Raw genomic sequence first — 20,068 nt, 5'->3', positions numbered from 1 at the left:
TGTGGAGGTGTTTAAATGGTAGAAAAAACTTATTCTGGAAACGATATAAAGGTCTTGAAAGGGTTAGAACCTGTTAGGTTAAGACCTGGAATGTACATAGGATCAACGGGTAAAACAGGGTTAAACCATATGGTTTATGAAATAATCGATAACGCCATAGATGAGCATGTTAACGGGTTTTGTGATACAATTCGAGTTACTTTGAATGAGGATGATTCTATTGAAGTTGAGGATAACGGAAGAGGTATACCTGTAGATATACATCCAACTGAAAATAAAAATACATTGGAGTTAGTTATGACTTCGCTTCATGCTGGTGGAAAGTTTGATAAAAAAGCCTATAAGGTTAGTGGAGGACTTCATGGAGTAGGAGCATCGGTTGTTAACGCTTTGTCCGAATATATGGAGGTAAAGGTTTACAGAGACGGGAAAATATACTATCAAAAGTATGCAAGAGGTGTTCCTCAAACAGATGTAATTATTGTAGGCGAAACAGACAAGAGTGGGACTGTTGTGAAATTTCTCCCTGATAAAGAAATATTCGATGATGGAGATATAACTGTTGAATCACGATTAATAGAGAATAGGTTGAAAGAAATAGCCTTTTTAAATCCTAACTTGAAAGTTATCTTTGAAGATAGAAAAAGAGATTACAAGCAAGAATTTCATTTTCTTGGCGGTTTGAACGAATTTATAAATTACATCTTGAAACGGCGGAAGATGAATTCTATTTCCGAGCCGGTTTACATGTACGGATCATATCAATATAGTAAAGTGGAGTCAGAAATTCAAGTGGAAGCAGCTTTTGTCTATACGGATTCTGAAGAAAGCGAAGTAATCTCTTTTGTGAACAACATTAGGACTATCGATGGCGGGGAACATGAATCTGGATTCAAACAAGCTCTAACAAGATTATCAAATGAATATGCAAGAAAGTACAATGTTTTAAAGGAAAAAGACGAGAATTTTAGTGGAGAAGATGTGAGAGAAGGATTATTAGCCATAATACATATAAAAATGCCCAATCCTGTTTTCGAAGGTCAAACAAAGGGAAGATTGGGATCTAAAGTTGCCAGAGAAGCAGTAAATCAAATAACTACAGAGAAATTATCTTTATATTTTGATGCAAATATAAAAGAAGCAAAAAATATTTTTGAAAGAATGTTTTTAGCATATAAAAAAAGACTTGCTGCTAAAAGAGCCAGAGACAGCATTAAAAGAAAAACAATATTCGAAAATACAACTCTACCAGGCAAATTGGCAGATTGTACATCGAGGGATTTAAACGAATCAGAACTTTTTATAGTTGAAGGAGATTCGGCTGGGGGAAATGCCAAACAAGCTAGGGATAGAATGTACCAGGCGATTTTACCTTTGAGGGGGAAAATTCTAAATGCAGAAAAAACTGATTTTTTAAAACTTTTAAAAAATGAACAAGTTTCGAATATTATCATTGCATTAGGAACTGGTATAGGAGAAGAGTTCAATTTGTCTAAATTGAGATACGGTAAAATCATTATCATGACTGATGCAGATGTTGATGGCGCACATATTAGAACTTTAGTGTTGACGCTTTTTCACAAATACATGCGTTCTTTAATAGAGGAAGGATATGTATACATTGCTCAACCTCCTCTGTATAGATTTGAGATTGGTAAACAACATTTTTATCTTTATTCCGACGAAGAACTTGAAGAGTTGAAGAAAAAATATGGGGATAAAAAATGGAGAATACAAAGATATAAAGGATTAGGAGAAATGAACCCTGACCAATTGAGAGAGACCACTATGGATAGAGACACTAGAAAACTTGTAAAAATAAAGATGGAAGATTTAGAAATGGCAGAAGAGATGATAGAAATACTCATGGGATACGATCCCTCTATTAGAAGAGAGTTTATTGAATCTAATGCTAATAAGGTGAAAGAGCTAGATATCTAGTGCAATGGAAAAAGTTAATCTTAACCTTTTTTTACCTTCTACTTTTAATAATTTGTGTTTACAATCTCCTCCCTTTTTTTGAAACTCAAGAAGAATTTTTTGTTTATAAAGATAAAGTAGAAATTGAGAAAAGTATTTATTACGTAGAAATAAATAATAGATATTTTTATTTTGATATTTATGATAAAATAACATTTGTTAGCGATCATCCCTATCCAAAATTCATCAAAGTAATTTTTTCGAAAGATAAAATAAAAAAAGAAGAAGAACTCAATTTTGTCAAAAGTATTTGTTGTAATACGTCGATTAGAGAAATAAATTTTCCGAATAAAGAAATACTTTGTTATAATAACATTAGAATTGAGTACCTTGAATTACCAGAAATTAAAGATTTTTTGATCACTCTTAGTAATATAGAATTTTTGGGACCTGGGAATTATTTCATTAGTAACCATAGTTTCTTTAAAATCGATGATCGGGGGCTTTAGTATGGCTAAGAATTATTTGATTGGAATAGATATCGGTAGTTTTTTTCTAAAGGGAGTACTTTTTGAAATAGAAGAAGATGGAAGTATTGTGCCAATTTCACTGAGTAAACTTCCAGTGGACGGTATCATTAATGGTGAAATACAAGATATGGAATCACTACGTAGATCAATTGAAACGCTTATAGAAAAGTTGAACCAGGAGTCTCCAAAGAAGATTAAAAATCCAGAAATTATTGTAGGATATTCCACTAACTCTTTGAATATCACAGAAGAGCATTTTACTGTTGAGTTTAGCAAAAGGACAGAAATAAGAGAAGAGGAACTCAGAAACATCAAGAAAAGCATTATCAAAAAATACACAGACGAGGGAAAAATAATTTTAGATTCAAACTTTGTGAAGTTTCATATCGACGAAAAAAAAGTAAAAAATCCAGTTTCTTTTTTTGCTGAAAAATCTTTAACTACAACACTAAACATTGTATGGGTAGATGAAAATTCCTTTTCGCTGTTAATTAACGTCTTAAAAGATATTGTCTATACTTCTGAAATTCCTATATACGATTCAACTTTATCGAATAGTTATATAATTACCACCCCCAACGATAGAAATGTCGGCATCACTGTGATAGACTTTGGGTACAATTCTTGTAGAATAATCATCTTTAAAGATGGAATTCCAAAATTATTCTACACTTTTCCGTATGGAATTAAATATGTATTAAAAGATATCTCCAATATACTCAAGGTTTCTGAAAGAGAGGCACATAGGTTATTGGAAGAGGAAGGGGCATGTTCAAGAGAAACGAAAACAATGAAAAAGGTGAATTTCCAATTATTGACAGGTAGTGGGTATTCTTATGTTCCTCTAAGTCTTTTAAATAAAATTATTTTTGCTCGAGTCAGAGAAATTATAAGCAGGTTAAATGGAGAGCTCTCAAAAATAGGTTATGAAAGAACTTTTGAAGTAGGTGCTTTACAGGGAGGAATAGTATTGACCGGGGGAGGTTCGAAAATAAAAAATATTGAAACCACCGTTAAAGAACTAATGGGTGAAAATTTCAGGAAAAGTTCCATAGTATCTTTTGACTCGTTCAAGAACATTCCAGAAGAATTAGCTAAGGATCCGGAATTTCAAACTGTTTTTGGGTTAATAGAAAGGTACAGAATCGATTTGTTAGAAGAAAATCTTTATGAAAAAAACAAAGAGACGCGTTCAGAATCCTCCAAAAGAAATAAATCTTCCAAAAAAACAACATCCACCTTAAAGACTTTTTTTAAGAAAATAACGGGAGGTGAAGAAGAAGATGCCCTTTGAAATGGAAGAAATCAACAAACGAAATAAATTGTTTAGTAGGAAAACGAGTTATAAGATAAAAGTAATAGGCGTTGGAGGAGCAGGGAATAATGCTATTCAAAGAATGATAAAAAAAGGCATTGATGATGTAGAACTGATTGCTGCAAACACGGATGTACAGGTATTAGAAAATAATGACGCACCTACAAAAATTCAATTGGGTAAAGAACTGACAAAAGGTCTAGGTGCCGGTGGAGATCCAGAAATTGGTAAAAAATCAGCTTTAGAAAGTCAGGATGATTTAAAAGAAACTTTGAAAGATACAGATCTTTTATTTATAACCGCGGGTTTAGGGGGAGGTACAGGAACAGGGGCTGTACCTATTATAGCTGATTTAGCTACACAAATGGGTATTTTGACTGTGGCAATAGTTACCTTACCTTTTCACTTTGAAGGATCAACAAAAGAAAGAATAGCTTTGAAAGGGTTTCAAGAAACTAAAAAGTATGTGGATAGTTTAATTAAAATATCAAACGATAAACTTATAGATAACGATGATGATATTCCAATTGACAAAGCCTTTGAGAAAGCTGATGAAATACTTATTCAAGCAATTACTGGTATTTCCGATTTGATAACCAAACCAGGTATGATCAATTTAGATTTTGCAGATGTAGCGTCGGTATTACGCATAAAAGGTTCTGCGATGCTTGGTATTGGACTTGCAAAAGGAGAAAAAAGAGCTGAAGAAGCTATAAAAAATGCATTGAATAGTAAAATTTTAGAGGATCCTGTAAGGAATGCAACAGCTGCTTTAGTAAACATCGCGGGTAAGACTCCAACCACACAAGATGTCAAAATTGTCAATGAAATTTTACGTTCATACGCAATTGATGATGCACGACTAAAAATGGGAATTACAATTATAGATTTGCCTCCTGAAGTTATTAAGGTAACGGTTATAGCATCCGGTTACGACAAATTGCCTGGAGAAGAAAACTATCTAGATCTTTATGAACAACCAGCATTATATAGACAGTTTGGAAAAGGTGTGGTTGCCGAAGAAATATCCAGATTGAACAAGTATTTGCAAGATCATGTAGAAGAAATTCCAGGAGAAGAAGTCCAACAACAATAACAATAATAATGAAAAAGAAACCCTCTAATTTCTACCTCTTGTATAATAAAGACCTAAAGAATTATGAAGTAGAAGAAAATATTTTAGACAACTTTTTGAAAAAATATGACGATGAAAATATTACAGATTTTCATTTTGAACCTCATGACGAAAAGGTAGGCGTTAAAGCCAGATACTGTGGAGATTTAATAACTTTAGAAACTATGGGGGCATATGAATACGAAGTAGTGCTAAACAAATTGCTTATCAATTGTGGGTACGATATAGTAAAAGATTTTGAAAATATTGATGGTTCTTTTCGTTTCCAGAACATCAATTATAGAGCTTCCTTTGTTAGATCTTCTGGAGGAATAAGTTGTGTCTTAAGAAAATTGAGAAACATAAACGACATAAAAGTTTTCATGGAACCAATGATTCTTTCTAACGTCGAAAAATTAATTGATCAAAAATCAAAAATGCTTATTTTTTCTGGTCCTACAGGGTCTGGCAAAACTACAACGATGCAGTACATAGTTAATAAGTTCAAAAAAAGGAGAAAAGTTCATAGCATAGAAAATCCAGTAGAGTATATTAATCCAGGTATAATTCAAATAGTATCAAAAAACGAGGAAGACAAAGCAGATATTTTAAAATATATATTGAGACAAGATCCTGATTTAATAGTTGTGGGCGAAATTAGGGAGGAAAATTTTGCAAAATTGTTATTTGAATCTTCGATAACAGGTCATTTGGTATTTTCCACGTTACACGCTAAGAATGTTTTTTTAGTGCTTCAAAGGTTGAAGATGTTTGGAATAGAAGTAAGAAATCTCTCTGAAAGCTTAGATCTCATCCTTAATCAAAGATTAATCCCTAAAAACTGTCCTTTTTGCCAAGGAAATGGATGTGAACACTGTTATAATACAGGGAAAAAAGGTTTTATAACTGTTTTTGAAGGTTTGATAATTTCAAAAAATTTGAAAAGAGACATATCACAAGGTAAGAGTATTAATTTTGTAAGTGAAAAATACAAAGATTCTGATTGTTATATAGATCCGTTGCCCACACTTCGGGAATTTTTTAATAAAGGGGTAATCAATGAAGATCAGTATTTAAGTAACTTATCTTCCTTCTAAATAATATTGAAAATAGTGAGATGAATTCATGCAATATTTTTCAAAAAGCCCGGAAGAATGGCAAAAGTATGATGAAGAAAGGAAAAAAGAAAGAGAAAGAAGAGAACAATCTAAAAAAAGAATAATTAGATGGACATTTTACATCGTTATATTTTTGTCCATGTTAGTGTTCATATTTATTATTATGGGGCGTAGAGGTTCAAGATTTGATTTACCTTACAATGTAGTTATAAAAGGGATTCATATCAATTTAGAATCAAAAGAAGAATATTACTATCCAGATAATTTAGATATAAAAGTTACTATACAAAATACCAACAACAATGATTCTCATGTAGAAATTAATAACTTTTCATTTTTGATAGTAAATCAGGAAAGTTCTGAGGTTGAATACAGTTATGTGTTCTCACAACCTGTAGAAGCTGATATCTCACCGTATAAAACAATTTTAGTTTTTGACCTGTTAAGAGAAAAGGAGATTTCAGATTTAGAAAAAGGAACCTATGAAGCCCGAGTGTCCTTTATCTTAAATGACGAAAGTGTAAATCTTGTTAAAACCTTTGAATACAATAAAGGATTGATTATAGATGTTTCTGCTAAAGAGATGTTTTACTTAACTACGGAATTCCCTTCTATTAGCATATTAGCAATAAATGGGACCAATGAAACCTTTAACAAAGAATTATTTGGAACGCTAACAATAAAACAAAAAGAAAAGGTTATCCATTCACAGAAATTTTCCTTTGGAACATTAAATTTGAATCCTCTGTCTTCGATACCTTTAGATTTTGAAATCAATAAAAATTTCGATCCAGGAAATTATTATTTATTATTCGACTTTGATTCTTTTGAGCAAACTTATGTAACCACTTTGAATATAGTTAATCAAATAGATAGAAATTACAACGATATTTCCCTTTTAGTTTATGTTATTTCGGCGGCCTCAAGAGGAGATCAGCTTTATTTTGAAGGTTTACTAAGAAATTCTAATGAAGAACCAAAAGCCTTTGAAATTTCACAAGTGATCTTTAGGTTATTCTATGAAGGACAGCTAATTTATAATTACGAGAATAACGATTTATCTCGAGTATATATAACAGAATTGGGAACGGCAAAAGTATTTGATTTATCGAACGTTAAAACTATAAATTTAGATAGATCAGGAAAGTATGAAATTCAATTCAGTGTGAATATAGGGGATAAAACATTTTCAAAGAAACATACAGTGAAAGTTTATTAAATTCACCTAACTCCTTTATCCTTATGCGTCGAAAGCTGGGCCAAAGGCTATACTCCTTTATCCTTATGGGTGGGCTGCGGGGCGAAGGGGCGCTAAAATAAAATTTCTAAAGAGAGAAAAAATACTACAAATGAGGTTGAAATAATGTACGGATACATATCTATATATTTTACTCCAACAGAAGAAGAGAGGAAAAATTATCTATATTACTATTGTGGATTATGTCACTCTTTAAAGGAGAATTTAGGTGAGTTCTATAGACTCACGACAGTAAAAGAAGTGGTTTTCTTTTCCATGTTGAACAACCCTGTTGAGAATATAAACGAATTCAGATGTCCATATGTAGGATTAAAAAAACGATTTAAACCTGAAAATAATTCTTTTATGACACCTTATGCGTATCTCAATTTGCTTATAATCTATGGAAAACTTTTAGATTACAATTTAGAAGGGAAACCAGTTCCAAAGAAAATTTTGAAAAAGTTGGAAATGAAGTTACTTGAACAGTTTGATCCCATAACTATCAATGAATACAAACATCTATTAAAAATGCAACAAAGGGTAGAAGAACAAAATTTAGATTTGGATGATTATGCCAAACCATCTCAAGGAATTATGAAGATGTTATTCGATGAATTTTTCCCTCAAGGATATCCAGCAACCATGCCTGTTGTGACAGCTTATTTGCTATATTTGGTAGATAGTGTGTACGATTTTAACAAAGATATAAAAAAAAGAAATTTTAACTCTATAGCAAACTCTTTTGGGGTAAAAAAATTAGATGAATTAACTCAAGATCAAAAAGAAAGAATTTTATTTACTTACGATTTATGTTCAAAAGAGTTCTTAGAAAATGTTGAAGAAGTCGCAAATTTTAACAAGCATTTAGTAAAAAAGCTAGCGACTTTTTCTTTAATATATCACAGAAATTCTGTCACAAAAATTTTAGATGGAGGAGAAATTGATGAAAGAGCAACAAACCATTCTAGAGCAAATAAAAAAGGGAGAGTTCAAAAACCTATTTTTAAAATATAAGGAAGATGAAAAGTTTAGAGAAAAAATGGATACTTTTAGAGCTGGTTACTATAGCTATGGAAGAAGTGGATGTGGTAATTGTTTAGAATGTTTAGGAGCCACTGTCTGTTTAGATACCCTTTGTGAATGTGGTGGCGGAGATCTTTGTAATTGGTTTTAAAAATTTATGAATTTAGTTATAAAAAATCCCCTTATAAAGACAGCTTTTTTGGTTATCCTTTTTTTCTTGCTATTCCTTATGTCAAGATATTTGAGAATTGCTCCCACTGTGGTTAGTTTAACTCTTCCTCTGGGAGTTTTCTTTTTAGAAAAAAGATATGCATTTATCTTCAGTATTTCAATTTTCTTTTTAATATTTATCAGTGGATTTGTTGTTGAAGCAATTGGAATATTTTTACTCTTTTTTCTTCCGATCCTTGCTTTTACTGTTGTAGAAAAAAGGTTATTTAAACACTTATTTATTACAACCCTTTCAATTCTCGCCTTTTATCTTATGTTTACTTTTTTTGGTGAACTTCTTCCGGATTTTGCAACACAAGGAAAAGGGTTATTCTTTATAATATTTATTTATTTGATATTTACCAATATTTATGGGTATTTATTGAAGAGATTGAAATGTGAGATTTCTTCCTTACTCCAAAATTTTTCTAAAAAACAATAATACAATCAACTGGTTATTTTAAAAAAGGAGAAGATTTGATATGCTCAATGGTATAACAGACGTACCAGGAATAAAAGTAGGACACTATACTGACAATAAATCCTTAACAGGTTGTACGGTAATTCTAGCCGAAAATGGGGCGGTAGGTGGGGTTGATGTCAAAGGTTCAGCCCCAGGTACAAGAGAAACTGACTTACTAAAACCGGGGAATCTTGTTCAAATGGTACACGCTGTCTTATTAACCGGGGGAAGTGCTTTTGGCTTAGATGCAGCAAGTGGGGTCATGCAATTTTTAGAGGAAAATGGTATAGGCTTTCAAACAAATACTGTAAAAGTCCCCATAGTACCTGCTGCAGTTATTTACGATTTGGATATAGGAGACCCAAACGTTAGGCCAGATAAAAGATCTGGTTATATTGCAGCAAATTTAGCAACATCAAATTGTGTTGAAGAAGGATGCGTTGGTGTAGGAACCGGGGCACTCGTTGGTAAGGCGGCAGGCGTTAATAGTGCTATGAAAGGTGGGGTAGGAAGTTACTCCATTGAATTAGGTAACGGGATAATAGTCGGGGCGATAACGGTTGTGAACGCTACAGGAGATGTTTACGAAGAAGGGGATATAATAGCCGGAGCTATTGATAAAAACAATAAATTTTTGAATATATCTGAATATATGAAAAAATCGAGTTTTAATGCTAATCCAGGTGAAAATACAACTCTATCCGTTGTAGCTACAAATGCAAAATTATCTAAAGAAGAAGCCAACAAAGTTGCTCAAATGAGCCACGATGGGTTGGCAAGAGCGATAAGACCTGTTCACACCATGTACGATGGAGATACTATTTTTTGCTTGTCTACGGGTGATTTGCAAAGCGACGTTACTTTAATTGGTGAAGTGGCGGCAGAAGTAGTAGAAATATCCATTATAAGGGCTATCAAATCGGCAAGAAAAGTTGGTAATGTTTTCAGTTACAAAGATTTGAATCCTAATAAAAGATAATTCCCACTACTCCTGTCATAATTATTATAAAAATCGGATTTAATTTTGTGAAAAACAGGAGCAACAAAACCCCAATAAATATAAGAAAGCTCGCCAAATTTACGATATTAGCAACGCCAATTGTATATGCGGAACCAAGAATCAACCCGATAACAGCAGGTTTTAGAAATTTAAGAATATTTTGTTGAGTATCACCATTTCCGTTCTTAAAATATCTGCCTACCAATAATCCTACAATTAGCGAAGGTAGTATAACAGCAGTTGTTGCAACCAACGAACCAACTACCCCAAAAACCCTATACCCAACAAAAGTGGCACTATTTACTGCTATTGGTCCGGGAGTAACCTCTGCTATAGCTATTAAATCGAGAAATTCTTGGATCGACATCCAACCTCTTCTTTCTAAATGTGTTTGAATGAGTGGAATCATAGCGTAACCACCGCCAAATCCAAATAAACCAATTTCAAAAAAAGAAAGGAACAAACCAAATAAAGTTTTCATGAATTTTTTCTCCCTTGCGGTATTGAATAAAGGCTGCCTATAATGAAAGCGATAACAATTATATAAATAGGATTAATGTTAAATACTCCAATTGCAACAAAAGCCCCTGCAGCTAATAAAACTAAAACCATGGACCATTTAACTGATTTTGATAAACTTATCCCCGCGTATACAATAAGTGCGGCTATAGCAGGTCTTATTCCTTCAAAGGCACTTTGTAAAACGCTGAGTCCCGCTGTTTTCGTAAGGGTAAAAGCTATTGCCAATATTATTATAAAAGAAGGTAAAGAAACCCCTATTGTTGATATAACTGCTCCTAATACTCCCTTTATATCGTATCCCACTAAAATGGAAAGATTAATAGCCACAGCTCCTGGTATAGTTTGAGTTAAAGAAACCGTGTCTGTAAACTTATCCTTTTCCACCCACTTTTTATTTTCTACGACTTCTTTCTCTATCAAAGGAATCATTGCGTACCCACCACCAAAAGTGAAGAGCCCTATTTTAAAAAACGTAATGAACATTTTTAACAATATTTTTGATTTGTCTTTTTCATCCATTTTTATTATTCTCCCTACAATTTCAATTCAGTAAAGAATCTAAAATGATCAGCTCTTATAAGACTTTCTCTGAATTCTACCAATCTATTTTCGGAATCATATGTGTATCTTGTGGTTTGAAAAAGGGGAATATTTTCTTCAATTTCTAGCAGTTCTTGGGCTTCTAGCGAAGGAAGAACGGGTTCAAGATATTCTTTTGCATTGACACATCTTATTCCTTCTCTGGCAAGTAAATCATACAGAGGTTTTGTTTTCAGATTTTCATTATCCACTTTTTTTAAAAATTCGACAGGGATGTAAGAGGTTTCCAATATTAAAGGAATTTCACCAACTAATCTCAACCTTGTAATTTCCCATAATTCTAGGTTCTCAAATTCATCAACATCTTCCAAGCCAGAGACGTTTTTTACCGATATTAGTTTAGTATTAGAATTTTCAACCTTGCTAGCTATACTTTTTCCAAAACTGTAAAACTTTAAAAGACTTTGCTCCCATAAAAGAGTTTGAACTTTATACCCTCTTCCTTGGTAACTTTTAATTGTTCCTTGCTGTTTCAATAAACTTAAAACTTTTCTTATCGTAGTTCTTGTTACATGAAATTCCTCGGCTAACTCATTTTCTGACGGAAGAAATGAGTTCATTGGATATTCCCCTTCATATATTCTTGAAACTATTTTGTCAGCAATCCTTTGATAGATTGGCGTCTTATAATCGGCCATTTAAGTTACCTTCCTTCAAGAAAGATATACAAATATGTCTACTCATACTTGTATACACAAATTATATCAAATAAAACGAATCAAGTCAAGAATTCTCAGAGTAATCTGAAAATATGAATGATTTTCTAAACAAATTGATTGTAGTGAAATAATATTAGCAAAAATTCGAATGCTATTATTAATCAATATATTAAAAAAACATTGATTGCCTTAAGTGTGGGAGCCACACAAAAATTCAAAAAATAAGGTAAGTTATCAGCAACTTTTTTTATAGAAAGACATTCTGACTAGTTGTTTTATGGAGATTTAAAGAGGTTCAAATGCAAAATATGTTTTGAAGAAGATGAGAATTGAAAACGACCATAATCCTATTGAAACATCAATTGCAGAAATATTTTCATTTAGTATATAAATGAGCAACATTCGTAGCTGCAAATGATTCTGGTTTTATTTTATAATCATATCCCAGACCCTTCACATAGCCAGTGACAACATTAAAAACCTCTTTTGATCTACCATTTAAACCTATATCAAGGTGTATTTCTGGCTTTATTAAATTTAAGTGATTTTCGATAAATTCTGCGGTGTTTAAACTAAATTCTGCTTCTCTTATCAATCTTGAGTACATATCATATGATCTACGTTCGTGAGTGACATAATAAAAATAAGTAGCCCCATTACCTACTTTGTAAATTACTATAGCGGTAGCAAAAGTTACCACTCCATCTCTTGCATGGCTATCTGTTCCCACCCAAACTTTGTAACTTTTGTTTTCTAAAAATAATTCAATGAAATTAGTCAAGTCTTTGAATTCTATAGTGCCTATAGTTGGATTTTTTAACTTGAAAACGTTACCCCCTTTTTTCAAAATAAGTTTTTTTCAATTATACACCAAAATGCAACGATTTTTATTAAAAACTTTTAAGATTAATTAAGAATGATACTAAAATTCGAATTAAAATTTTGATATAATACACTAAAACATGTGAATAAGATGAGGGATTATAGGTTGATTAGAGCGTTTTTTTGGCTTTTGTTAGCCACATTAATATGGGGTACTACTTTTCCGATTCACAAGGTGGTGTTGACGGATCTTCAAACCTTGCCTTATTTGTTTATCAGGTTTGGTATTGCTGCCGTTTTGTCTTTTCTTATTTGGAAAAAACATTCTTTCAAGTACGGGGCAACCTTAGGAATAATTTTAGGACTAGCACATGCCTCGCAAACTTATGGAATTAATTTTACAGATGCTTCCAAAAGTAGTTTTATTACCTCTTTATATATTCCACTCACTCCCATAATTTCTTATCTAATTGAAAAAGAGAAACCCAACTTTATTCAGTGGGTATGTTTTCCTTTGTCTTTGTTAGGTTCTTACATGCTTTTTGGAGGTATTTCGGGATTTAATTTTGGAGATTTCTTAACGTTTTTGAGTGCTGTTTTGTTTGCCGTTCATATTGTTTTAATAACAAAATTTTCAAAAGTTGTTGATGAAACTTCGCTTTTAGCTTATCAGTTTCTATTTGCTGCTATAATCAATTTGTCAATGTCATTCAATTCTAACTGGAAGTTAGGTGTTCCGATTTGGTTAACAGTTATATATACAGCGATCGCTGCAACCATAGTAGTGAATTTTTTGCAAGTTAAATATCAAAAGGTAATTGGTTCTAATTCCACCGTTCTTATATTCATTGGAGAACCCATATTTGCTTCATTATTTTCATTTATTTTTTTGGGAGAGAGATTTTCTGGATTGCAGATAGCCGGGGCTTCAATTATGATTGGAGTAATAATTTTAACTACTTTTTCGTACAGGGTTAATAAATATTTGAAAAAGAAATTAGATTTAAAAGAGCTTTGAGAAAGAGGAGGAGTTTTAGTGAAATACATAGACATCAGAAGTGATACCGTTACGCAACCTACTCAAGAGATGAGAGAAGCCATGTTTAAGGCAGAAGTTGGTGATGATGTATACGATGAAGACCCAACAATGAAAAAATTAGAAAAATACGCTGCAGAAGTAGTAGGAAAGGAAGATGCACTTTTTGTTCCTAGTGGAACGTTTGGTAACCAACTTTCCATCTTTACACATTGTGAAAGAGGAAATGAAGTTATCCTTGATGATAGTTGCCATATCGTTGTTCACGAAGTCGGTGCGGCTTCAGTAATAGCTAGCGTACAATTGAGAACTATAAATAGTGATAAGGGGGTTATGTCGCCTAAAAGTATTAAAAAAAGGATAAGAAAGGGAGAAGAGGATCTTCATTTCCCATCTACAGGTTTGATATGTCTAGAGAATGCTCATTCCAATGGAACGGTTGTGCCGCTTGAAAATATGAAAGAAATATCTGAAATAGCTCACGAGAATGAGATCCCCGTTCATTTGGATGGAGCTAGAGTATTCAACGCTGCAACCTACTTGAATGTTGATCCTACGGAGATAACTCAATACTGTGATTCAGTCATGTTTTGCCTTTCAAAGGGTTTATGTGCACCTGTAGGTTCTATTGTGGCTGGGAGTAAAGATTTCATTCAAAAAGCCAAAAAGAAACGCAAACTGATGGGTGGAGGTTTAAGGCAAGCGGGATTTCTAGCTGCAGCAGGGTTAATAGCCCTTGAAAAGATGAGATTCAGACTAAAAGAAGATCATGAAAACGCCAGATATCTGGGAGAAAGGCTGAGCGAGATCCCTGAAATTTCTTTGAACTTAGACGATATTCATATAAATATGGTTTTTTTCACAATAAACGAAGATATAAATTTTAGGGAAATGGTATCATTTTTTTTAGAAAAAGGTATCAAAATAAATCCCCCAGAAAATGGGGAATTCAGATTTGTAACTAATTATTGGGTAAGCAAGAAAGATGTGGATTATATTGTTGAAACAATGAAAGAATATTTAAAGAAGTGATAAAAAATGTCTAATTCAAAAAAAGCAGTAGCTTTACGGTATAAACAAGGAACGGATCAAGCACCTAAAGTAGTTGCAAAAGGTATAGATTCAATAGCCAGGAGAATCATAGAAATTGCAGAAGAGGAAAACATACCAATAGTTAAAAGTGAAAAAGCCGTAGAAGAGTTTTATGGTTTAGATTTGGATGAAGAAATTCCTCCCGAATTGTATGAGCTAGCGGCTGAAATAATTGCTTTTGTCTTTAAGTTAGATAAAGAGTTCAGTTAGCATAAATTACTTTGTATAATGTACTACCTGAACCAGACATCAAAGCAAATATAATTCCTTCATCCTTTTCCATGTCTTCCTTTTTTTGCTTCAATTTAGGATATTCTTTGAATGCCACTTGTTCGAATACGTTAAACGCATTTTGTTTAGCAGTTATAATGTCGTTATTTTTTAAAGCTTCGTACAAGTTGTATGGATCACCGAAATGGTTTATACTTTCCCAATTTTGATCAAGTTTTTCGTACATTTTTTTAGTATCAATATTATATTTCATCTGGAATATTTTTATATTTAATTTTAAAGGTTCCAAAAATTCCAAAATTTCTCCTTTTCCTTTACCTATAGCGGTTCCACCTTTTAGCAAAAATGGGACATCACTCCCGATTTTGCAACTTATTTCGAATAAGTCTTTTTCTGATATTTTAAAATTCTTTGAAAGGAAGTTTAAAACAGCAGCAGCGTCGGCACTTCCACCCCCTAGTCCTCCACCCATAGGTAAATTCTTAATAAGCTTAATTTTTAAGTTAAAATTGTCAAAACCCGTTTCTTTTTTAAAGGTCTCTATGGACTTTTTTATTATATTATTATCCCATGAAATATTTAAAGGAGGTTCTGATTCGAATATTTCACTTTCAGAAAAATCAATAAAAATATCGTCGTGTTCGTTAATAGATTGGAAAAGGGTTAAAATATTATGGTAATTATCTTTTCTCCTACTAATTACATCTAAGTAAAGGTTAACTTTTCCAAAGGCTTTTAAATGCATTTAACTCCTCTTTCATTCGTTTGTCTCTTCTTCTTTTAACATGGCTTCTTCGTCTTCGAAAGCCATGGGTTTTACAATTGGAAAAGGTATAATGTCGCGAATAGTTGGAGTATCAGTAAGCAGCATACAAACCCTGTCAATACCTATTCCTAGTCCTCCAGTTGGAGGCAAACCATATTCTAACGCCCTAATGAAATCAAGATCCATCATTTGAGCTTCTTCATCGCCCAACTCTTTCAGTTCCATTTGCTTTTTAAACCTTTCAAATTGGTCTTGAGGATCGTTCAATTCAGAAAAGGCGTTCGCTATTTCATTGCCCTTTATTATTAATTCAAACCTTTCGGTTAACCTTGGATCATCTTTTTTTCTTTTTGCCAGTGGAGATAATTCGATAGGATAATCCATAACAAAAGTAGGTTGAATTATCTTATCTTCGACTAAATCCCATATTTTATCGAGGTAATGGTATCTGTCTTCTATTTCTACCTCTTCACCCTTGTTTTTCAAAAACTCTTTCAGTTCCTGATCACTCGCCTCGACTATATCTATTCCAAGATTTTCTTGTATGAATTCTCTCATCTTTATTCTTTTGAAAGGAGGTGTGAAATCTATTTCTTCTCCTTGGTACATAATCTTTGCTTTGTTGTGAACTTTTTTGGTAATGTTGTACAAGAGATCTTCGGTTAGTTCCATCATATCGTTGTAGTCAGCGAAAGCTTGGTACAATTCAATAGATGTGAATTCAGGATTATGTTTGTTTGAAACACCTTCGTTTCTGAATATTTTCCCTATTTCATAAACTCTCTCCATCCCACCGACGACTAGTCTTTTTAGATGTAATTCCGTGGCTATGCGTAAGTACATATCTATATCATATACGTTTAGATGGGTAATAAAAGGTCTTGCATTTGCTCCACCCATTATACTTTGAAGAACTGGGGTTTCAACTTCTAAAAAACCTTTGTTGTTTAAATACTCTCTGATGTATTTTATGATTAAAAAACGTGTTCTGAGGGTTTTAATGGTGTCATCGTTTGCGATCATATCCACATATCTTTGCCTATATCGAACTTCTTTATCTTTAAGGCCATGCCATTTTTCAGGAAGAGGGCGAATAGCTTTTGAGAGTAATTCTATATCTAAAGCCAAAAGAGTTAATTCGCCAGTTCTCGTTTTGAAGGGATAACCTTTTATTCCTATCCAGTCTCCAATATCAATATATTCTTTGAAAAAATCATAGTTTTCTTGCCCTACTTGATCCAAACGGATATATACCTGGATACGTCCAAATTCATCTTTTAAATCAGCAAAAGCAGATTTACCATGTTTTCTCAAATTCATCAGTCTTCCGCCGAAATTAAAAACTTCATCCGGTAATTGTTGGCCAGCCTCTATTTTACTATCGAAAAGGTCTTTGATCTGTTGGGAATTATAATTTTTTTGAAAATTGTACTTATACGGATTGTATCCTTTTTCCCTCATTTCTTTTAATTGATGCATTCGTATATTTCTAAGGTCCATACTTTGCCTCCTGCTTGGTAAGGTTAGTTTTGTGATCTATGAAATCTTAGCTTATCTCTTTGATTTCTATTTTTTTTGAACTTCCTCTGGCGGTTTTAATGTTGATAACTTCACCTTTTTTCCTTCCTAGTAATGATCTTCCAATAGGAGATTCAATACTGATCTTATTTTCTTCTATATTTGCCTCTTGAGGGGTAACTAGAACGAATTCCTGCTCTCTATTCAATCTATAGTCTTTTATTTTCACTTTTTTCCCCAAACTTACGGTAGAGTTATCGTGGTTGCCTCCATTTTCAATTATTTCTGCATTGTCTAATATATAATCTATCTCTTTGATTCTGGAATCTATCATTCCTTGTTCGTTTTTTGCCTCTTCGTACTCACTGTTTTCTGAAAGATCTCCCAATTCCCTGGCTTCTTTAATTCTTTCGGCAACTTCTCCCATAAGTCTTTTTTTAAGCTCTTCTCGTTCCCTCTTTAATTTTTCGTACCCTTCTCTGGTTAGTTGGTATACTTGTTCAGCCACTTTTGTATCGCTCCTCCCATTTCTAATAATGGTGATTAACTATTTTTTAATTCTCTTATAGCTTGTAAAAAGCTGTCTAAATCTCTAAATTCTTTATACACGGAAGCAAATCTCACATAAGCTACCTGGTCGATTGATTTCAATTGCTCCATAACCTTATCACCAATTTCAGAAGAATAAATTTCTGAATTGCCACTTCTTCTTAATTGTTCTTCTATATTATCAACAATTTCTTCGATTTGATCAGTACTTACAGGCCTTTTTTCACAAGCTTTTAAGATCCCGTTCATTAGTTTTTTTCTATCGTAAAGTTCTCTTCTGCCATCTTTTTTTATTATTCTTATCCTTGTTTGCTCGTATCTTTCATAAGTTGTAAAGCGCGCTTGGCATTGCAAGCACTCTCTTCTTCTTCTTATGGAAGTGCCGTTACTAACTGGTCTTGAGTCCAGAACTTTAGTTTCCTCGTAACCACAGAAAGGACATTTCATAATTATTGCACCACCATTTTACCTAAATTAGGTATTTTTTAGAGATTCGGCAATTTTTGAGATTTTTTTTAGTTTGTTGTACAAGGTAGATTTTTTCATTGATAAAGATTCTGCCATGTTACTCAAACTTGCATCTTCATTTTCTAATCTAAAAGCAGCAATTTGTTTTAGGTCGTTTGGTAAACTATCTATACCAATGCTTTCTTGAATAATTTGTATATCGTTAATTTGCTTTATTGAGCTATGAGCCGTTTTTGATGAATTAGCAGATATTAAATTAATAGTCCTTGTGACGTTGCTACGTAAATCCCTTATATCCATTAATTCACTAAGTTCTTTTACTTTTTCTTTGGCGTTGAGAAGCTCAAGGATATTCAAAATGTCATCGCGTGATTTTATGTATACTTTTGAGCCCTTACTTCTATTTAAAAATCTGGCATTTACCCCTAAAAGATTCTTAAATGTTCTAACTAAATCCTCTTTAAATACATTGTTAGTTTTCAAATTAAATTCTAAATGATAGGATTCTTTTACTGATATAGATCCACAAGACAACAATAAACCTTTAATAAAAGATCCAAAAATTACTGGATCTTTTTTTAAAGGTGGGGAAAATTTAGTTTCATTTAGATAAAGGTTGTTTTTCTTTAATATTTTATATATCGTTTGATAGTTTAAGAATATAGAACCTGTTCCACCAAGATTTAACCTTTTTTCGTTGTTAAATTTTACTTCAAATTTTTCTGTGAAAGAAAATTTGCACAGTTTGTATAATCTTTTAAAACTATTCAAAGATGTTATGGATATTTTTATTAATTTTTCAGTTTCTTTTTCAATAATTTCACCTTTTCCTATGAAAAAACCATAGAACTCAGCCTCTGGGAAAATGTAATCACTGTTCACAAGGCTTAATTTTAAAGCTTCTGAAAATGAATTCATAGAACGCATTTTAAAATCAACTCTGATGTTTTCTTTGGATCATGTCTAATTTTCGGTTCCTCATCGTTTATAATATAAACCAAATCAGATACCACTACTCTTCTATCTTCTTCCATATCCAACTTTACCGGACTAGATCCCATTTTCTGGTATCTTTGAATTATTTCATTTGGTAAATTTGATTTATTGGCTATGATGTAATCTAATTCTTCGCCTAAATAATTTTCTAGTTCTTCAACATGATCTTTCAAAGAATAATTGGTCGTTTCCCCTGGCTGTGTCATAATATTTGCTATATATAATTTCTTTGCTTTGCATAAATTGATTGCGTTTCTTATTCCGTCTACCAATATATTGGGGATAATACTCGTATATAAACTGCCAGGTCCAAAAACTATTATATCAGCTTTTTGAATTGCCATAACGCTTTCATCAAATGCTTCGGCATTGCCGTCCAACCAGATTCTTTTTATATTTTTGTTTTTCAACACAATTGATGTTTCCCCAAAAATGATTTCGCCATCGTCAAGTTCTGCTACAAGTTTTAGAGAGTCCAAAGAAGCAGGAAAGACCCTCCCTTTTATTTTCAGAGCTTCCGACAATGTTTTGATAGCTAAGGGAAAATTATTGCCGTTAATTCTAGTTAATGCTAGCAAAATTATGTTACCGAGATTATGATTTTTTAAGAATCCTTCATTAAATCGATATTTAAGTAATTTAGTCAGAAAGGTTTCTTGTTCAGCCAAAGCTAAGATATTGTTCCTAATATCTCCTGGCGGTAATATATTAAAATCTTCACGCAATATACCGGAACTTCCTCCATCATCTGTAACGGTTACTATGGAAACAATATCTATATCTTGATTCCATTTCAATCCCCTTAATATTTGACTTGTTCCCGTTCCACCACCAATAGTTACAATATTTTTCACAGCATATCTACCCACCTGACGA

Annotated in this window: 21 protein-coding genes; 11 read left to right on the top strand and 10 right to left on the bottom strand. The window is 32.6% G+C overall.

What is annotated here, in order from left to right:
* Positions 1–15: 15 nt before the first annotated feature.
* From X925_RS05315 to X925_RS05270, 8 genes are all read left to right on the top strand, one after another.
* Positions 16–1,941: a type IIA DNA topoisomerase subunit B gene (locus X925_RS05315; protein ID WP_012208031.1), complete on the top strand. Its 1,926-nt coding sequence runs from the start codon at positions 16–18 to the stop codon at positions 1,939–1,941.
* On the top strand, positions 1,941–2,429 hold the full coding sequence (locus X925_RS05310; RefSeq protein WP_012208030.1) for a hypothetical protein: 489 nt from the start codon (positions 1,941–1,943) through the stop codon (positions 2,427–2,429). Before X925_RS05315 ends, X925_RS05310 begins: the two co-directional genes overlap by 1 nt.
* Before the next feature lies 1 nt (position 2,430).
* Entirely contained in the window at positions 2,431–3,744 is a 1,314-nt protein-coding gene (locus tag X925_RS05305) for a cell division protein FtsA (RefSeq protein WP_158245423.1), read from the top strand.
* Entirely contained in the window at positions 3,734–4,861 is a 1,128-nt protein-coding gene (gene ftsZ, locus X925_RS05300; protein WP_012208028.1) for a cell division protein FtsZ, read from the top strand. Before X925_RS05305 ends, ftsZ begins: the two co-directional genes overlap by 11 nt.
* An 8-nt stretch (positions 4,862–4,869) precedes the next feature.
* A complete protein-coding gene (locus X925_RS05295) occupies positions 4,870–5,976 on the top strand; it encodes a GspE/PulE family protein (protein WP_012208027.1) in 1,107 nt (368 codons plus the stop codon).
* A gap of 28 nt (positions 5,977–6,004) precedes the next feature.
* On the top strand, positions 6,005–7,216 hold the full coding sequence (locus tag X925_RS05290) for a hypothetical protein (RefSeq protein ID WP_121959335.1): 1,212 nt from the start codon (positions 6,005–6,007) through the stop codon (positions 7,214–7,216).
* A 144-nt stretch (positions 7,217–7,360) separates the two neighbouring features.
* On the top strand, positions 7,361–8,251 hold the full coding sequence (locus tag X925_RS05285; protein ID WP_121959334.1) for a DUF5685 family protein: 891 nt from the start codon (positions 7,361–7,363) through the stop codon (positions 8,249–8,251).
* 701 nt (positions 8,252–8,952) lie between these two features.
* Complete coding sequence (locus X925_RS05270) at positions 8,953–9,912, top strand: P1 family peptidase (protein WP_121959332.1); 960 nt, start codon at positions 8,953–8,955, stop codon at positions 9,910–9,912.
* Here the strand turns inward: X925_RS05270 and X925_RS05265 are convergent.
* The 4 genes from X925_RS05265 to X925_RS05250 form a co-directional block, all read right to left on the bottom strand.
* Positions 9,899–10,414: a chromate transporter gene (locus X925_RS05265; RefSeq protein ID WP_121959331.1), complete on the bottom strand. Its 516-nt coding sequence runs from the start codon at positions 10,412–10,414 to the stop codon at positions 9,899–9,901. The genes X925_RS05270 and X925_RS05265 overlap by 14 nt on opposite strands.
* A complete protein-coding gene (locus X925_RS05260; protein ID WP_121959330.1) occupies positions 10,411–10,974 on the bottom strand; it encodes a chromate transporter in 564 nt (187 codons plus the stop codon). The genes X925_RS05265 and X925_RS05260 overlap by 4 nt, the downstream gene beginning before the upstream one ends.
* Positions 10,975–10,988: 14 nt before the next feature.
* On the bottom strand, positions 10,989–11,693 hold the full coding sequence (locus X925_RS05255) for a GntR family transcriptional regulator (RefSeq protein WP_121959329.1): 705 nt from the start codon (positions 11,691–11,693) through the stop codon (positions 10,989–10,991).
* Positions 11,694–12,090: 397 nt separating this feature from the next.
* Positions 12,091–12,561: a ribonuclease H-like YkuK family protein gene (locus X925_RS05250; RefSeq protein WP_103065355.1), complete on the bottom strand. Its 471-nt coding sequence runs from the start codon at positions 12,559–12,561 to the stop codon at positions 12,091–12,093.
* A gap of 141 nt (positions 12,562–12,702) precedes the next feature.
* Here X925_RS05250 and X925_RS05245 point away from each other — a divergent pair, with 141 nt between their 5' ends.
* Genes X925_RS05245 through X925_RS05235 form a run of 3 tightly spaced genes read left to right on the top strand, consistent with a single transcriptional unit; the run spans position 12,703 to position 14,874 of the window.
* Positions 12,703–13,554 (top strand): DMT family transporter, encoded by an 852-nt coding sequence (locus tag X925_RS05245; protein ID WP_233186692.1) that lies wholly within the window; start codon positions 12,703–12,705, stop codon positions 13,552–13,554.
* Positions 13,555–13,572: 18 nt separating this feature from the next.
* Positions 13,573–14,604: a low-specificity L-threonine aldolase gene (ltaE, locus tag X925_RS05240; protein WP_121959328.1), complete on the top strand. Its 1,032-nt coding sequence runs from the start codon at positions 13,573–13,575 to the stop codon at positions 14,602–14,604.
* A gap of 6 nt (positions 14,605–14,610) precedes the next feature.
* Positions 14,611–14,874 carry an EscU/YscU/HrcU family type III secretion system export apparatus switch protein gene (locus tag X925_RS05235; protein WP_012208015.1) on the top strand — a complete coding sequence of 88 codons (264 nt, stop codon included), beginning with the start codon at positions 14,611–14,613 and terminating at the stop codon, positions 14,872–14,874.
* On the opposite strand, the gene ispE is transcribed toward X925_RS05235, so the two are convergent.
* Genes ispE through yvcK form a run of 6 tightly spaced genes read right to left on the bottom strand, consistent with a single transcriptional unit; the run spans position 14,867 to position 20,046 of the window.
* Positions 14,867–15,640: a 4-(cytidine 5'-diphospho)-2-C-methyl-D-erythritol kinase gene (gene ispE / locus X925_RS05230; protein ID WP_103065352.1), complete on the bottom strand. Its 774-nt coding sequence runs from the start codon at positions 15,638–15,640 to the stop codon at positions 14,867–14,869. The genes X925_RS05235 and ispE overlap by 8 nt on opposite strands.
* A gap of 12 nt (positions 15,641–15,652) precedes the next feature.
* Complete coding sequence (lysS, locus tag X925_RS05225; RefSeq protein WP_121959327.1) at positions 15,653–17,161, bottom strand: lysine--tRNA ligase; 1,509 nt, start codon at positions 17,159–17,161, stop codon at positions 15,653–15,655.
* 46 nt (positions 17,162–17,207) lie between these two features.
* A complete protein-coding gene (gene greA, locus X925_RS05220) occupies positions 17,208–17,687 on the bottom strand; it encodes a transcription elongation factor GreA (protein ID WP_012208012.1) in 480 nt (159 codons plus the stop codon).
* A gap of 35 nt (positions 17,688–17,722) precedes the next feature.
* Positions 17,723–18,175: a transcriptional regulator NrdR gene (gene nrdR / locus X925_RS05215; protein WP_012208011.1), complete on the bottom strand. Its 453-nt coding sequence runs from the start codon at positions 18,173–18,175 to the stop codon at positions 17,723–17,725.
* A gap of 27 nt (positions 18,176–18,202) precedes the next feature.
* On the bottom strand, positions 18,203–19,123 hold the full coding sequence (gene whiA / locus X925_RS05210; RefSeq protein ID WP_121959326.1) for a DNA-binding protein WhiA: 921 nt from the start codon (positions 19,121–19,123) through the stop codon (positions 18,203–18,205).
* Positions 19,111–20,046 (bottom strand): gluconeogenesis factor YvcK family protein, encoded by a 936-nt coding sequence (gene yvcK / locus X925_RS05205; protein ID WP_121514386.1) that lies wholly within the window; start codon positions 20,044–20,046, stop codon positions 19,111–19,113. The genes whiA and yvcK overlap by 13 nt, the downstream gene beginning before the upstream one ends.
* Between the last annotated feature and the right edge of the window lie 22 nt (positions 20,047–20,068).

The organism is Petrotoga sp. 9T1HF07.CasAA.8.2 (assembly GCF_002895585.1).
Lineage (GTDB): Bacteria > Thermotogota > Thermotogae > Petrotogales > Petrotogaceae > Petrotoga > Petrotoga mobilis.
This window is presented reverse-complemented; position numbering and strand designations above follow the sequence as displayed.